Annotated in this window: 13 protein-coding genes and 2 pseudogenes; 2 read left to right on the top strand and 13 right to left on the bottom strand. The window is 58.8% G+C overall.

Annotation, left to right across the window (positions count from 1 at the left end; translation table 11 throughout):
• Positions 1 to 827: 827 nt before the first annotated feature.
• Positions 828 to 1,871: pseudogene (gene nifA, locus P9228_RS30410) on the top strand (nif-specific transcriptional activator NifA); the annotation flags it as partial.
• 464 nt (positions 1,872 to 2,335) lie between these two features.
• Positions 2,336 to 2,902, top strand: a complete 567-nt coding sequence (locus P9228_RS30405) for a sugar O-acetyltransferase (RefSeq protein WP_024505228.1) — start codon at positions 2,336 to 2,338, stop codon at positions 2,900 to 2,902.
• A 307-nt stretch (positions 2,903 to 3,209) separates the two neighbouring features.
• Here the strand turns inward: P9228_RS30405 and P9228_RS30400 are convergent, their stop codons facing one another.
• The 13 genes and pseudogenes from P9228_RS30400 to nifS form a co-directional block, all read right to left on the bottom strand.
• Complete coding sequence (locus tag P9228_RS30400; protein ID WP_024505229.1) at positions 3,210 to 4,103, bottom strand: SIR2 family protein; 894 nt, start codon at positions 4,101 to 4,103, stop codon at positions 3,210 to 3,212.
• 34 nt (positions 4,104 to 4,137) lie between these two features.
• Positions 4,138 to 4,350, bottom strand: coding sequence for a putative nitrogen fixation protein NifT (gene nifT, locus P9228_RS30395; protein ID WP_024505230.1), 213 nt, complete (start codon positions 4,348 to 4,350; stop codon positions 4,138 to 4,140).
• Positions 4,347 to 4,667, bottom strand: a complete 321-nt coding sequence (locus P9228_RS30390) for a nitrogen fixation protein NifZ (RefSeq protein WP_024505231.1) — start codon at positions 4,665 to 4,667, stop codon at positions 4,347 to 4,349. The genes nifT and P9228_RS30390 overlap by 4 nt, the downstream gene beginning before the upstream one ends.
• Positions 4,668 to 4,752: 85 nt before the next feature.
• On the bottom strand, positions 4,753 to 4,947 hold the full coding sequence (locus P9228_RS30385; RefSeq protein ID WP_024505232.1) for a 4Fe-4S binding protein: 195 nt from the start codon (positions 4,945 to 4,947) through the stop codon (positions 4,753 to 4,755).
• A gap of 29 nt (positions 4,948 to 4,976) precedes the next feature.
• Positions 4,977 to 6,458 carry a nitrogenase cofactor biosynthesis protein NifB gene (gene nifB / locus P9228_RS30380; protein WP_063169393.1) on the bottom strand — a complete coding sequence of 494 codons (1,482 nt, stop codon included), beginning with the start codon at positions 6,456 to 6,458 and terminating at the stop codon, positions 4,977 to 4,979.
• A 273-nt stretch (positions 6,459 to 6,731) separates the two neighbouring features.
• A pseudogene (locus tag P9228_RS30375) lies at positions 6,732 to 6,818 on the bottom strand (helix-turn-helix domain-containing protein); the annotation flags it as partial.
• 691 nt (positions 6,819 to 7,509) lie between these two features.
• A complete protein-coding gene (locus tag P9228_RS30370) occupies positions 7,510 to 8,226 on the bottom strand; it encodes an alpha/beta fold hydrolase (RefSeq protein ID WP_063169392.1) in 717 nt (238 codons plus the stop codon).
• Positions 8,227 to 8,481: 255 nt separating this feature from the next.
• Complete coding sequence (locus tag P9228_RS30365) at positions 8,482 to 8,781, bottom strand: ferredoxin family protein (RefSeq protein WP_024505235.1); 300 nt, start codon at positions 8,779 to 8,781, stop codon at positions 8,482 to 8,484.
• Positions 8,782 to 8,793: 12 nt separating this feature from the next.
• The gene (locus P9228_RS30360; protein ID WP_063169391.1) at positions 8,794 to 10,098 is read right to left on the bottom strand and encodes an FAD-binding protein; all 1,305 of its coding nucleotides are present in this window, start codon (positions 10,096 to 10,098) and stop codon (positions 8,794 to 8,796) included.
• Positions 10,099 to 10,108: 10 nt separating this feature from the next.
• A complete protein-coding gene (locus P9228_RS30355; protein ID WP_024505237.1) occupies positions 10,109 to 11,218 on the bottom strand; it encodes an electron transfer flavoprotein subunit alpha/FixB family protein in 1,110 nt (369 codons plus the stop codon).
• 16 nt (positions 11,219 to 11,234) lie between these two features.
• Positions 11,235 to 12,086, bottom strand: coding sequence for an electron transfer flavoprotein subunit beta/FixA family protein (locus P9228_RS30350; protein WP_063169390.1), 852 nt, complete (start codon positions 12,084 to 12,086; stop codon positions 11,235 to 11,237).
• Positions 12,087 to 12,274: 188 nt separating this feature from the next.
• Positions 12,275 to 12,652, bottom strand: a complete 378-nt coding sequence (gene nifW, locus P9228_RS30345) for a nitrogenase stabilizing/protective protein NifW (RefSeq protein ID WP_063169389.1) — start codon at positions 12,650 to 12,652, stop codon at positions 12,275 to 12,277.
• Positions 12,653 to 12,831: 179 nt separating this feature from the next.
• A complete protein-coding gene (nifS, locus tag P9228_RS30340; RefSeq protein WP_063169388.1) occupies positions 12,832 to 14,043 on the bottom strand; it encodes a cysteine desulfurase NifS in 1,212 nt (403 codons plus the stop codon).
• Positions 14,044 to 14,243: the final 200 nt, after the last annotated feature.

Below are 14,243 nucleotides of genomic sequence, written 5' to 3'. Positions count from 1 at the left end.
CAACGCCTTCGCCATGGGCGGTACGAACGCAGTTCTGGCATTCAGGCAGGTGTAGAAGCCATGCAAGACGCCTCATTCGAGGTCACCTGTCGTATCTAGCTGCTTGAGGGGCGGGGCATTGTGATACAGGGAGGGCTGTGGGGTCCCTCCTTCTCGGCCTCGACGATGTGGGAGGAGCCTGTGCGGCGAAACGGGCTAGACGCCCCCAGGCCCAGAACTTGGGCGAAACCAACTCCCACCAAAGCACAGCCGCTTTAGTAGCCGAACAATGAAGCCTCGCTCGACGAGCCGCCGCCTCTACTGTCAGCGGCATCACGCGGTTGAAGCGAACAGCGCAGCGGCTACTGTTTCCCGCACAACTCGGACGGCAATTGGGACAAGTCCGCACATGTCGTCACGTAAGCTGAACGCCGCAGGTACAGCCAAATTGGGGGCGGGGCGTTTCTGCCGTTTTGATAGAATTCTATCAAACTGACAATTTTCCTTGCACGAATGCAAGGAGAGCTCGATTGACTCCCCTCCTTTCTTGTCAAGGATGGGTTTGCAGGCTGCGGTGCGGCAGAAGCCGGACAGAACGGCGACCGGTCGAGTAAAGGCCTGCGCAAACAAGCGCGCATATTGCGGGCGCCCGCACGGAGGAGAAGACGCTCGTCCTGGTGAAAGACAACGATGCTCAGGCGCCATTGCCATTTGCCGAGGGGGTCCGCGCGCCGGAAATTTCGAAGCAACAAAGGTGAGATCGAGAATGATGATGGCGAAATACAACACAGCTCACCGTCCAGTGCAGTTCTACCGGCGGGTGGCGGAGTGGGATGGGCTGCCAAATGGAACGTAAAAAGATCAGCAAGGAGATGCTTGGCGATAGTCAGGCGCTGCGCAAGCTGCGTGAGCACCTTGTCAAGGTGGCCAAGGCGAAGACTACGGTCCTGTTGCGAGGTGAATCCGGAACCGGCAAGGAGCTGGTTGCCAAAGCCATTCACGAGCTCTCGCCTCGCGCCAAGCAGCCCTTCATCAAGGTCAATTGCGCGGCGCTCACCGAGACGCTTCTGGAATCTGACTTGTTCGGTCATGAGAAGGGTGCCTTCACCGACGCGAGCAGTTTGCGCAAGGGGCGCTTTGAGGCTGCCGACAAAGGCACATTGTTTCTGGACGAGATTGGCGAAATATCAGGTTCGTTCCAGGCTAAGCTGCTGCGTGTCCTGCAGGAGCAGGAGTTTGAGCGCGTCGGCAGCAACCACACCATTAAAGTTGATGTTCGCGTGATTGCCGCAACGAACAGGGACTTGGAAACGGCAGTTCAACGCAAGGAGTTCCGGCAAGACCTCTATTATCGCATCAACGTCGTCACTTTACGCGTGCCGGCATTGCGCGAAAGGCGAGGTGATATTCCGCTCTTGGCCGCTCAGTTTCTCAAGAATTTCAATACTGAGAATGATCACACGCTGACCTTCGCTCCCGAAGCGATTGAGGTGCTAATGAACTGCGAATTTCCAGGTAACATCCGAGAGCTCGAAAACTGCGTTCAACGGACGGCAGTTCTGGCGACGGGTCCATCAATCCTCAGAACTGACTTTGCCTGTTACGCGGATCAGTGCTTGGCCGCGGCGCTGTGGAAGAACGGACAGCCGACGTCAGAGAAGTCGACTACGATCGAGCCTTCCGCCGCCTGTGCCGCCCCGCCCGTCGGCGACGGGCAAGCGCCGATAGGCCCTGCCACGACTCGTGGTAGGGTGCCCGATGCCGATACGGTCATTGCTGCCATGGAAAAGTGTGGCTGGGTGCAGGCAAAGGCGGCGCGCCTGCTCGGTTTGACCCCGCGCCAGATCGGCTACGTGCTGAGAAAACGCGGTATCGAGATCAAGCGTCTCTGAAACAACCCGCCGAGCAAGAGCTGGAGCAGGTCAAGCATTGGTGCTCTGGCGCCGAGCCCATCGGCCAGGCTTACGAAGTGGGTGTGAACAGCGCTGCCAAGATTCCGGCCGTGTGCTTTCTACCACCAGTCGTACTGGGGCTCTGCGACTGACAAACTAAAAAGGAGTAATCCTCTGGCGGGACCTGGTCGATACATTAGCTGATGGCTTACCGCTCGATATCACGCAATCTGAGATGGGCATGAAAGTGAGTTCGACCGCTGGACAGTTGCCGACTTCGTCAGGTATTGGCCCCTGCGACCGGTTGATCTCCGATATCCAAATTCTTGGAAGTTGGTCGAGACGAAACTGTCGCCCCGGCTCGTGACCGACCGCGCGCCCGGCAAGATCGAGTTACAAAGTTGCCGAGGCAGTTTGATGTGCGTTCCTGCATCACTGTACGGGACACGACCTGACGGGAGACTATGATGCGTAGCCAAAAAGAAAAGATGCTCGCAGGCGAGTTTTACAATGCGGCGGATCCGGAGATCCAAGCTGACCTGTTGGCAACCGGGGCTTGGCTCAAGCGGTACAATGATACGCTGGGGCAGACCACGGGGCATTGGCATGAGCTTTTGTCCGAGCGGCTGGGAGAGGTTGGGCGCGGAACGGTCATCCGTCCGCCCTTTTTTTGCGACTACGGATTCAATATCCGCATTGGAGCCAATGCCTACATCAACTTCAACTGCGTTATTCTTGACGTGGTAGAGGTCAAAATCGGGCAAGGAACGGCAATTGGGCCTGCTGTGCAGATTTATACCGCCGATCATCCACATGATGCCGAGCAGCGGCAGGCCGGCCTGCAGGTCGGGCGTCCTGTTCACATTGGCAGCCGTGTCTGGATCGGCGGTGGAGCAATCATTCTGCCTGGCGTCACGATTGGTGATAATGCAGTGGTAGGCGCTGGCTGCGTGGTCACACGAGATGTTCCCGCCGGGGCAAAGGTAGTGGGAATTCCTGCTCGCGTGGCCGACCCACATAAACAGGCATAATCAACCTCGTTGACCCTGGAGGTGCATGCGAACTGTCGAAACTGTGCCGAATTTTTGTCGAAGCCATTGAGCGCTGCATATGTTGTCGCGACTCGGGCGCTTCAGTTCTTTTGCCACGGGGGTCACAAGATCATGTGCGTAATGCCGCCGCAACGTGCTCACGTCCCGCAGCAGCGGACCCTTTCACATGGCCCAACGAATTCAGAGCCTACGTTGTGCTGCCACTAGCATTACTGCTCACGAATGTATTCCCAACTGAGTTTTCGCCCTTGGAGGCAAGCAGCGACTCACCAGCAATCGCCGGCCATTAATCCTGGCTAGCATCGACCCCGACGAGGCGAGCCGCGGCGTTGCGGATCGGCATGTCGATGACCGTGATTGCGCCTTCGGCAAGGAAACGACGTTCGTTTCTGGTCAGCGTAGCCGAATCGATCACCGCAAAATGTGGGCCAGTGGAGCGCTTCATCAGCTGTCTGGCATATGTGCGCAGCATCTGATCGTTGAAGCGGCAGCCCACGAAGAAAAAACCCCGGTTGACGCGCCGTTGCTTCACCGCGTCCGGGATCGGCGTCTGGATATCAATTTCGGTTAGGACTTCGACGTAATCGGAATCAGCCACGAGGAAGTTTGCCGCCGGCCTGACGCTGCCGTGCGGCGCATAGAGCACCGTCCTAGCCACTTGTTCGGCCTCGAGTTCTGTTCCTGACAAATCGTAAGTTCTCGTCCAGATGTTACCGATTCCGGTCGCGCGCGTCGTTCCTTGTATCTCGACAACGTCTGTTTGGCCGGCCTCTGCAAGGGCTGCTCGCATGGCGCCATCGTACCAGCTGTCGATGATGACAGACAGTTGAAGGGTTGCGAGCCAGGCGTGAAGAACGGTCGGCTCGGCGGGGGCTGCGAATATCTCCGCCATCCACGCTTGGAGAGTCCGACGATGTCGGCGCTGCTCGATAAACTGCGCGACCGACCACATATTGGTGCGAATCCTGGAAGGGGCAGGCGCCCGCTTGTTGAGGGCCGCGGCGACATCTTCAGGGGTGCAAGGTACAGGGGATTCCGGTGGGTTAAGCTGCAGAAGACCAGGACCGAGATAGGGGATCACTCGATCGGCCTTGAGAGCGCCGTTCAGCAGGTCAATCAGTTTTTTGGCAAAACTGCCCCGGACGACGACGAGATGGTCCCAGCTCAGCATCGTGTTCATACGCGTTTCCTCTCCGCCACTGAACCCACCGGCATCAGGCCCCGTCGGAAATCTTCATCGCCTCGACGGTGATCGGCAAACGCGTGTCGCGCGGAAGGTCGGGCAGCATGAGCCGCCAACCGTTCCTGAGCGTCACGGTCCCGCCCCATAAGTCAGCGTTCTCAATCTCGGTGATCGGCTCTTCGAGATCCTTCTTGGGGACATAAGCCGACAAGCCAGTAGCGGTCCTGCGAATCATTACTTTCATCCGGCTGTTCCCCCGTTGGAAATGCCTTCAGCTCCGCAGGGAACCTCGACTTTGTCGAGGCTAATGAGTTCGCGCGCTCGCATGCCGACGACCGTGCCACGATCGATCCATTCGACCGCATAGATGAAGAATTGCTGGAGAAAGGTTCCAATGTCGCGCACGTAGCCTTCGTCGCCCTTCCGCACGAGGTTTTCGCCGATCTCCTTGCCGGGATAGGTGCCGTCGTTTTTTATGTGGCGTATCGCACGGACCCGCTCACCCTGCATGAACCGTGGCGGTCTGCCGATTTCGACCTCCTGTTCGCGTCTGGACCACATGCTGTCCATTCCTTTCTCGAGGCTTTTGTTGTGGTCGCGGGTTGCAGGCGTCGTCGTGCGGCGAACCCGACCGTTTCGGTAGGAATCAAGCGGGAACGCAGGTTTTCGGTACCGGACAGACCGACACGCATTGCTGCGTATCGAAGGCCTCCTTGCATTCGGTGCACTTGTTTGGATCGATCACATAGGCGTCGCCCTTGAACTTGATCGCTTCCGAAGGACATTCGAACTCGCAGGCCCCGCATTGGGTACATTGGGATGCGATGATCTTTAAAGCCATTCTAACTCCTGGTTATCGGACGAGACGGCTCAGGCCGTCGCCGCTAGTGGTCTGATCCCAAACTCTGCCGCGTAAAGTGCGCTGACTGCGGTCTCGATGTAGTCATGGCCATAGGCGTCGGTTACGCGCAGTCCAACTCGCGAGAGTTGTTCCTTCGGGCGATTTCCGATCTTGGCGCATAGCACTATGTGTATGCCTTCGAGCGCTGCGATGACGCCCTCGAGGATGGCGTCTTCGCCCCCGCCTCCGAGGCAATACCGCTCGACCTTCCGATGCCCGACCAAGCTGATCCCTCTAGGCGAGACTTCATAAACCTGGAATTCCTTCGCGTGGCCGAAGTGTTCGTTGACCCGTCCACCTCCCTTAGTGGCCACCGCAACCAGAAGCGACTTTTCGGAGTCTGTTGCCTTGACCATACCGATGGCCTCGCTCCTCGCCGCCTCATGATCACGGCGCTCGTGTGCGACCACCTGCCGATAGGCCTGACGCTTGCCAGCATCGTAGGCGACATCGTCGGGAATACCGTCCAGCGTGAATTCCTGGCCACGATCTTCACCGAGCAGGCCGACAGCATCTGCCCGGCACTGCCGGCAGTGGCGCATCAACTTGGCGCCACCTTCAAGTCGATCCTGAAGAGCCATCATCTCCGTTGCCGTTGGGCCGCGCTGCCCGATGAGTCCGTAGTGGGTACCGTGCGCCGGGTCCGAAATCAGAGGCATCACGTTGTGCAGAAACGCGCCCCGCTCCCTGACCATTTTGTTCACCTCAAACAGGTGCTGGTCGTTCACTCCAGGAATCATCACCGAGTTGATTTTGGTGAGGATGCCGCGCGCGCTCAGCATCTCCAGGCCCAGCATCTGCCGCGCGTGCAAGATTCGAGCGGCTTCGATGCCGAAGTAGCGGCGATTTTCATAAAAGATCCATGGATAGATCTTCGCGCCGACTTCCGGGTCGACCATGTTGATGGTGATCGTCACGTGATCAACATTCATTTCGGCAAGCTCGGCGACATGGTCCGGCAGCACGAGCCCATTAGTGGAGACGCACAGCTTTATGTCGGGGATTTCCCTGATGACGCGGTCGAACGTTGCCTTCGTTTTCTCCCAATCGTAACAGGCATCCCCCGGCCCAGCGATGCCAAGAACCGAAAGCTGCGGAACTTTGTTGGCAACGGCGATGACCTTGCGTAGCGCTTGGTCGGGCGTCAACTTCTCAGACACAACACCAGGCCGGCTCTCGTTGGCGCAATCGTATTTGCGATTGCAATAGTTGCACTGGACATTGCAAGCCGGCGCGACCGCCACATGCATACGCGCGAAATAATGATGCGCTTCCTCCGAAAAGCAGGGGTGATCCTTGATCCTTTCCCAAATAGCCGGATCCTCTTCGCCCGGGCTGGTCGGCGACGAGCCGTAGGAAGACGATGCGCAGCCACCGGATTTCGCGGCTGCCAGAAGACCCTCGGATGTCGTGCTAGTCGGCCCCTCAATCGAAACTGTCGGTGAGGACATCAAACGGCTCCGTTGCTGGTAACGTCGCGGTTCAAGGTGCAAGAGCCATACCAACTGAAAAAAGCGGCTTCAGTTCACTATTCGGGTCGATATCGCATTGTGTCAGGCCGGCGCGACACAATTTTGTCCTGCTTGCGACAGTGCAAGTCCAAATCCGTTCAGAAGCACGAAGCACTCCTTGTCGCGCACAGGGCGCGCAAGACCACTGGCCTGACGATTGGCTCATCAGGCTCTTAGAAGTTCCTTCACCTCGATACTATGCCGGCGTATCGCCTAGCCGACTTGTCGCAGCTTGAGGCCGAGAATTCGAGCCGCATTAGCCTGAACCCAGCCGGCCTTCTCCATTGTGTCGATCAGCCGTCACGCTTCGTCCGCCGCGGTCCCAGCCCCCGTCCGGCCGTATCGTTAGAATCGCAAGTGGCCATCTCGTGTTCAGGCGGGCGCCGATGCGCCGAACCGGCATCGTGCTGGCCCGTGAGAGCTCGTCGATGACATTGCCACGTTCCGAAAGATTGGTTCCTTCCAGAGGAGAACGCCAAGCACGCAGTTCTCCGGCTCGCGGACGTTGCCGGGGAAATAGCATTGCGAGATCAGCTCAACTGCCGACGGCGCAAAGCCATGGTTCTCCATATTTCAAGGGTAAGCGCTGTGTCCTTCCAGGAGGACCCGCGATCTGTGGGCCTGCCGATTCTGAGGTGGATCGGAGATCGGCTTGTGTCTGAACTTGAACTTACGATTGACCCTGAGCGGCAGCCTCGGCGTTTTCGAGGGTGATCAACGGCGCTGTTGGTCGGCGGCATTGGTCGATGGACGACAAGGCACGGAGTCATCTCCGAGACCCTGGAGCCGACGCGGTGATCTCGGAGGTTGCCCGGCGCTACGGGCTGCGGCCGCGGCGGAACGCTCGCAAGCTTGCGACGTCGGCAGGACAGGCCACTCCCGCCTAGTGGTTTCGGTGGCGCCACCGGAACGACCCGTTGGGCCTACATCCTTGCACCAGAGCTCAAGGCCACGGCCTGAGAATCGGCCGCCGCTCCCCCTACTTGGTTCCTCAGCCGACAGCGCTAAGAAGGAGAGCAACTTCCGTCGGCGCGAGGATCATTGCGTCGTGGCCAGTGGCGAGTTCCTGCCACGCCCAGCCATCCTGCTTCGCGACCCATTCTCGCGCTCCCGCCATCGGCGGGTGGAGTGGATTAGTGCAGACGACATAGGTTCGGGGTCTGCCGTTGCCGAGCGGGTGCTCGAGCTTAAGTCCGCTTTCGTAGGTGCCTGCCGGATGCGGTGTTATCCGGCGCCGCACCCAGTCCGTGAGCGAGTGTCCCTCGGGAGTGCCGAATGCTGTTGGCGGCGGAGTCGGCATGAAGATACCCCGTCCTTCCTCCGCAACCAATTTTCGACGGGCGGCGACGATGTCGGGGGGCATGGTGCTGAATACACTTTGACCGCTCTCGACGATGGCGCCGTCGAGATAAACGAGATGGCTGATATGGTCGGGTATCCGGTCGGCGGCGCCGGTGATGCTGATGCCGCCTAGACTGTGACCGACAAGGATCACATCGCTCAGCTCTTCCGTTACAATGTGGTTGACGATGTCGGTCACGAATGTGTCGGGCGTGATGTCCTTGCACAGCAAACGTGCGCGTTCGCCGACACCTGTCTGGGTAGGCGTGGTCACGTGGCATCCCATCTTGCGAAGATTGGCGGCGACGTCCCGCCAACACCATCCGCCATGCCAGGCACCATGCACTAGCACATACGTCTTTATCATGGATTGTGCCGTTCCATTTGCTCACCGGCCGTTGTGGCTGCCATCCGGCACGATGGCCGGACATTGTCCAAAGGGGCTCGACCACGTTACCGGTGGTAAGTCCGGCACAGGCGCCCCGTGGCCTGAGGATACCCCTACCAAGTCGAGGAAACTTGAATTGCGAAACCCAATATTCACTAGCTCTTTGCAAGTGGATGGAGAGGCTCATGGTGTGCCGCAGTTGCTCGCTGCCGGCATGCTCTTGGCACCGGCTGATCATCCGAACTTGAACAGGACACCAAAGCCGCCGCGCGGATAGTTCCACTCGATGTCGCCGCCTTTCTCGCACAATATCCGGCAGGTGCCGCATTCCATGCAGCCGTCGGCGGTGATCTCGACTTGACCCTTGTCATTCAACTCATAGCATTTCGCCGGACAGACGTAGGTCAACGCAAGCAAGTTCGCGCTTGGCTTGTCGTGCGGTCGCACTATGATATGGGGGCGGCCGGAATCGACCAGATAGCGGTTCTGGTAAAGTTTGTCCTCGACACGAACCTTCGTCACTGCGATCGTCATCTTGTACCCTCTTCAGCGCCATGCCAATGCCAGGCGGACCGCGTCGCTGACCAACCCCCAGCGCGAGCGCGCGTTGATGAAGGCGGCCGTGGTGTTCTTTTCCTTCTCGATCTTCGGCGTGCCGTCGACACGCATGAAGGTCTGAGCGGCATGCGACATCAACCGCGGATAGCTGTCAAAAAAGTTGCTGGAATTGGTGTGGAGTAAGGCTGGCATGTCCTTGTATTTCTTAAGATCCTTGATCACAAAGGAGTCATCCAGCATCGTCTTGTAGAGCGCAAGGTTCGCTTTGGTCATAGGACCGTTGCGGCTTTTGACTTTGATGATCGCCTCAGCCGCGACACGACCCGAGGTCATGGCAAGGTTCGAACCCTCACGGTGAATGGCATTGTTCAGTTGCGCTGCGTCGCCGACGATGACCCAACCGTCGCCGAATAGCTGCGGAATGGCCCTGTAACCACCTTCGGGGATAAGATGGGCGGCATATTCTTTCACCTCCGAGCCAGCGATCAGCGGCCGGATCGAAGGATGGTTTTTCATCGCATCCAGGAGGGCGGACGGGCTCTCCATCGTCGCGGCGAAATCCGAGACCAGGCAGCCGATGCCGAGTGAAATCGACTCCTTATTGGTGTAAAGGAAGCCGAGCCCGGCCATGCTGCGAGAGATCGTGCCCACGGCCTCGATTACGCAGCCTTCATCGCCCTTCACCCCGAACCGCTGGCCAATGACCTCTTCGGGCAAGAAATGCATTTCCTTGACGGCAATCGCCACGGTCTCCGGCTTCGGCATCTCGCGCAGGCCTGCGCGAGTGCCAAGCAATCCCGACACCCCTTCTGCGAGAACGACCACATTCGCGAAGACCACTCCGCCAGCCCGGTCTGTGCGGACGCCGATCACCTTGCCATTGCCATCACGGACGAGTTCCGTCGCGGTCGTCTCACACAGGACCGTCGCGCCAGCCTCGCGCACCTTGCGGGAAAACCATTTGTCGAACTGGGCGCGGATGATCGTGTAGCGGTTGGGTTTCGCCTCATTGAAGTCGTCCGACCGGTAATGAATTCCGGTGTGAGACGTGTCGTCCATCACCCAAAGTCGCTGTTCGACCAGGTGCCGCTCGAGGGGCGCATCATCCCGGAAGTCCGGGATGATCTTCTCCAGCATGTTCGCGTACATTATGGCACCCTGGACGTTCTTAGAGCCCGGATATTCCCCGCGCTCCAACTGCAGGACCTTCAGCCCCTGGCTTGCCAAAGTGTAAGCAGCTGCGTTTCCAGACATGCCGGCTCCGACCACAATGGCATCGAATTGTTCAATCATGTCCTCTCCCTCAACTCGCAAGCTTGTCTCGACTGTGCGGCGACAGCCGCCGGGTGAAGGCTTCCGTCAGTGCGGGCAGGAAGCGGATTGCATCCGTGACGATCCCGAGGTGGGCGAACTCGAAAATCGGCGCGTTCGGATCGGTGTTGATCGCGACGATGAGATCGGCCCCCTCGACCCCAACTCGGTGCTGGATGGCGCCGGAAATTCCGGCCGCGATGTAAAGCTTCGGTCGAATGGTCTTGCCAGTTTGTCCAATCTGTCGATCAGCCGGCATCCAGCCCTTCTGGACCAAGGGGCGCGAACAGCCATGCTCGGCGCCGATCGCTCGGGCAAGATTCTTCACAAGCTGAAGGTTCTCCGCCGCTCCGAGACCGAGGCCTCCCGCAACCACGACATCCGCATAGGCAAGATTTGCCATTGCCGACTGGTTATCCGGTAGGAAGCCGAGGACTTTGGTGACGATATCGTCCTCAACGAGCGACAGCTTGTGCCGCATGACACGCCCGACCGGCTTATCCACCCGTTGCGGCATAGGCATGACCCTTGGTCGCACCGTCGCCATTTGCGGCCGGTAATTTAGTGTATAGATCGTACACAACAATGAGCCACCAAAAGTCGGACGGGTCGCGGCGAGTGAACCGTCGGAATCTACATCAAGTTCGGTGCAGTCGGCCGTGAGCCCCGTCTGCAGGGTCGTCGCTACCGAGCCTGCAAGATCCCTGCCCAGTGTGGTCGCGCCGAGAAGGAGGATTTCGGGTTTATGGGTATTGACCAGATCCGTGAGCGCCTTGGCGAACGGCTCGTTCCGGTAGTCGGCGAGCGGCGGCGCATCGACGATGTAGACAAGATCCGCCCCGTAAGCGAAGGCCTCGGCAACAGCGTCCTCGACCATCTCGCCCGGCGGTCCCAGCACGACGCCCGCGAGCTGGACTTCAAGCTTGTCGGCTAATTTGCGGCCTTCGCCCAGCAGTTCGAATGATACAGGATGCACATTGCCGCGTTCGAGCTCGAGGAAGACCCACACGTGCCGGTAGTCTTTGAAACGGTCGGGAAGTTCTTTCTTTACACCGGCACGGCCGGGGGCAATGCGAGGGGTAGTTTGGCTTGCGGTCGACATTTTCTGCTCCTGGCCGTCACGTGCCGCTGTTGAAGGCCAGCTCATGTTCCAGCGCCGGCCGGCGGGTTAAGATATCGGCGATGAGTTCATCGGCTATGTCCTGCAAGCCCCTTTCCGCGGTGTCGATCTGCGCCGCCCTTTCTGCCCGTGCGGTGGGGGCGAAAACACGCTTGACGACTGTAGGCGAGCCACGCAGACCGCACCGGGTGAGATCGTCAATGCCGGCGTCGGCTGCAGTCCACTTCACGACTTGGCTGCGCGCCGCGCACAGAGCCTGCTGGAGCGAGCCCCGGCGGATTTCGTTGGTGTCTTCCAGCATGGTAATGAGGCAAGGGAGTCTGCTCTTCAGCAACTGGGTGCCGCCTTCGGCGCGACGAGCGACTTCGATCTCTCGCGTATCGAGATCGATGGAGGCAATCTTCGCGACATAGGTAAGTTGCGATAAATCTAGGCGCTTGGCTATGCCCGGTCCGACCTGGGCGGTATCGCCGTCAATCGTCTGCTTGCCGGTGAAGACGATGTCCGGCCTGCCGAAAGTCTCCCCAATTTTTGCGATTGCTTGCGAAAGAGCAAAGGAAGTCGCCAGCGTATCGGATCCGGCAAAATAGCGGTCCGTCAAGAGAACTGCTCGGTCAGCACCGTAACCGAGCGCCTTTCGCAGCGAGTCCTCCGCCATGGGCGGACCCATTGTGAGCACAGTAACCTCGCCACCATGAACGTCGCGCAGTTTGAGCGCTTCTTCGAGGGCGAACAGGTCGTAAGGATTGATGATGGTCGGAACACCCTGACGCATGATCGTGTTCGTCACCGGGTGCACGCGGATCTGTGCCGAATCCGGCACCTGCTTGATGCAGACTACGATATGCATTGGCGGTTTCTCTAAGCTCCCAGTCCGGATTCGTGCTTGGCGGTTCACCTCATTGCCTGCATCGTTCATGCCAAGTCGTCTTCCTGCCTCTATTCCAGAAGGTGGCTTCGTTTGCTTCCGAGGAGGCGTCATGAGGACTGGATTTGTCGACTTCTCGACATTGTCGCGTCGCAGCCGTGTCGGGCTCATTACTTTCCGAACCGCTTCAGTGCAGAGTCGAGCGGGACGAAGGCGCGGCCAGGTGCGGGACATATGTTTGGATCGTGGTCCCTTAGCACCTTGAACACACGTTGCGTGAGCGGCGAGGAAGTCGCGAAATCTTCGTAGGCGCGTTCCAGCTTGGCGCGCACCCGCGCGGCGATTACCTGGTTAGGCAGACCGGAGAAATCTTCTTCGGCAAGGTATTGGCCCACGCGCTTCATGATATGGAGCCGCGAGACATTCATCACTTTCGGGTCGTAGGAGACGTCAAGGCAGGCGAAGAAGTCCTCCGCGGCCGACAGGCCCTTCAGTCGCGCTAGGATATCGGTGCGATCGATCGGGCGGCTATCAGCGGAGCAGTTCATTGTATTCTCCCGGCGCGAAATTGTGGTGTCGATGCATTGGTGACATTGCTGACGGCGTGCCGACCTCTGGCACGGCGGCTGGGCAAGAGACTTGGCGATCTCAAGCTTTTCTGAAGTGGTGAAGGCGACCCCGAGTTTAACTGCTCTCCTTGCGCAGGGTCGTCACGTTGAGGAAGACCTCACGGCTCGTCGGCTATTGTGCCGCTCGGACCCGGGCCGGAATGAAGCTGTTCTGCACCTCGCCCGCACAGTCCAGCACTGGGAACGGCCCGTAGCTTCTCGGTGATCGCAGGCAGGACCTCAAGCACGCGGTCTACGTCATCTTCGCCGTTGTCACGCGACAAGGAGAAGCGGACTGCCCCACATGCCGCGTTCATAGCGATCAGAACATGGCTCGGTTCCAGTGAGCCAGAGGCACAGGCGGACCCGGCGGAACAGGCGATTCCCAGCCGGCTCAGGACAATTGGAATTGCATCGCCTTCGATACCTTCGAATCCAATGTTTGCAGTGTTTGGCAATCGCTCTTGCGGATCGCCGTTGATGGATGTGTTTGGGATGCGCTGGATGATCCCGTTCTCAAGGCGGTCGCGCAACCATTTTATTCGTTTTGTCTCGTCCATGAATTTCAAGGCGAGTTCGGCCGCCATGCCCAGTCCGACTATGCCGGGTGTGTTTTCAGTGCCTGCACGCCGGTCGCGCTCTTGGTGCCCACCCTTGATCATGGAGGAGAAGCGCACGCCACGTCTTACATAAAGCGCGCCTATCCCCTTTGGACCATGCAGCTTGTGGGCGGAGAGCGACAGCATGTCGATCGCGGTCGATTTCAGCTCAATCGGAAGCCTTCCGACCGCCTGCACTGCATCAGTGTGGAAAAGCGCGCCGACTTCCCTGGCTAGATCGGCAAGCTTAACCACGGGAAAGATCGTACCGGTCTCATTGTTCGCCCACATTATCGAGACGATTGCCACTTGTGGGGTGAGGGCGGTTCTGTAGGCGTCCAGGTCGAGCCGGCCGTAGTGATCGACTGGGATAATGTGCACCTTGACGCCGCGCGTCTTCTCAAGGTGCGCGCACAACTTCAGAACGGCCGGATGTTCAACCGCGGAAGTCACTATTTCCGTTCGGTCGGGCATCACCTCCAGCGCCGAAAGGATGGCTGTACTGTCGCTTTCAGTCCCGCCCGAGGTGAAGATGATCTCGTCCTCGAATCCCGCGCCGATGAGGGCTTGCAACTGTTGCCTCGCCTTTCTCACGGCTTCAGCAACCGATGCGCCATAGGCGTGCATGGACGAATGATTGCCAAATTGCTCCGTAAAGAAAGGCAACATCGCTCCAACGACTGCAGGATCAACCCGCGTCGTTGCGTTGTTGTCGAGATAGACAGGGTTCATGGGAGTGATCCTTCAACTGCTGAAATGATTCAAGGGTAGTCGGGCCATTGAACCTCTGGCGCATATCGTATCTGGTAAGGTGGGCGGCCGGGGGAGCGATGGCTTGGCTGACCGGTCGCTGTCGACATTGCCCTTTGGTGGCGGCATCCGCCGGGAATTCAGCTGTTTCGGGCAATTTTGTTTGCTTGCCCACGGCAACG

It is taken from the genome of Mesorhizobium sp. WSM4898 (assembly GCF_029625845.1).
Classification (GTDB): domain Bacteria; phylum Pseudomonadota; class Alphaproteobacteria; order Rhizobiales; family Rhizobiaceae; genus Mesorhizobium.
Note: the sequence above shows the minus strand (reverse complement) of the source record. Positions and strands in the feature narration are given on the sequence as shown.

Coding starts and splice junctions, on each gene's coding strand:
- P9228_RS30405 (WP_024505228.1), top strand. CDS start 2,336: ATGATGCGTAGCCAAAAAGAAAAGATGCTCGCAGGCGAGTTTTACAAT.
- P9228_RS30400 (WP_024505229.1), bottom strand. CDS start 4,103: ATGAACACGATGCTGAGCTGGGACCATCTCGTCGTCGTCCGGGGCAGT.
- nifT (WP_024505230.1), bottom strand. CDS start 4,350: ATGAAAGTAATGATTCGCAGGACCGCTACTGGCTTGTCGGCTTATGTC.
- P9228_RS30390 (WP_024505231.1), bottom strand. CDS start 4,667: ATGTGGTCCAGACGCGAACAGGAGGTCGAAATCGGCAGACCGCCACGG.
- P9228_RS30385 (WP_024505232.1), bottom strand. CDS start 4,947: ATGGCTTTAAAGATCATCGCATCCCAATGTACCCAATGCGGGGCCTGC.
- nifB (WP_063169393.1), bottom strand. CDS start 6,458: ATGTCCTCACCGACAGTTTCGATTGAGGGGCCGACTAGCACGACATCC.
- P9228_RS30370 (WP_063169392.1), bottom strand. CDS start 8,226: ATGATAAAGACGTATGTGCTAGTGCATGGTGCCTGGCATGGCGGATGG.
- P9228_RS30365 (WP_024505235.1), bottom strand. CDS start 8,781: ATGACGATCGCAGTGACGAAGGTTCGTGTCGAGGACAAACTTTACCAG.
- P9228_RS30360 (WP_063169391.1), bottom strand. CDS start 10,098: ATGATTGAACAATTCGATGCCATTGTGGTCGGAGCCGGCATGTCTGGA.
- P9228_RS30355 (WP_024505237.1), bottom strand. CDS start 11,218: ATGTCGACCGCAAGCCAAACTACCCCTCGCATTGCCCCCGGCCGTGCC.
- P9228_RS30350 (WP_063169390.1), bottom strand. CDS start 12,086: ATGCATATCGTAGTCTGCATCAAGCAGGTGCCGGATTCGGCACAGATC.
- nifW (WP_063169389.1), bottom strand. CDS start 12,652: ATGAACTGCTCCGCTGATAGCCGCCCGATCGATCGCACCGATATCCTA.
- nifS (WP_063169388.1), bottom strand. CDS start 14,043: ATGAACCCTGTCTATCTCGACAACAACGCAACGACGCGGGTTGATCCT.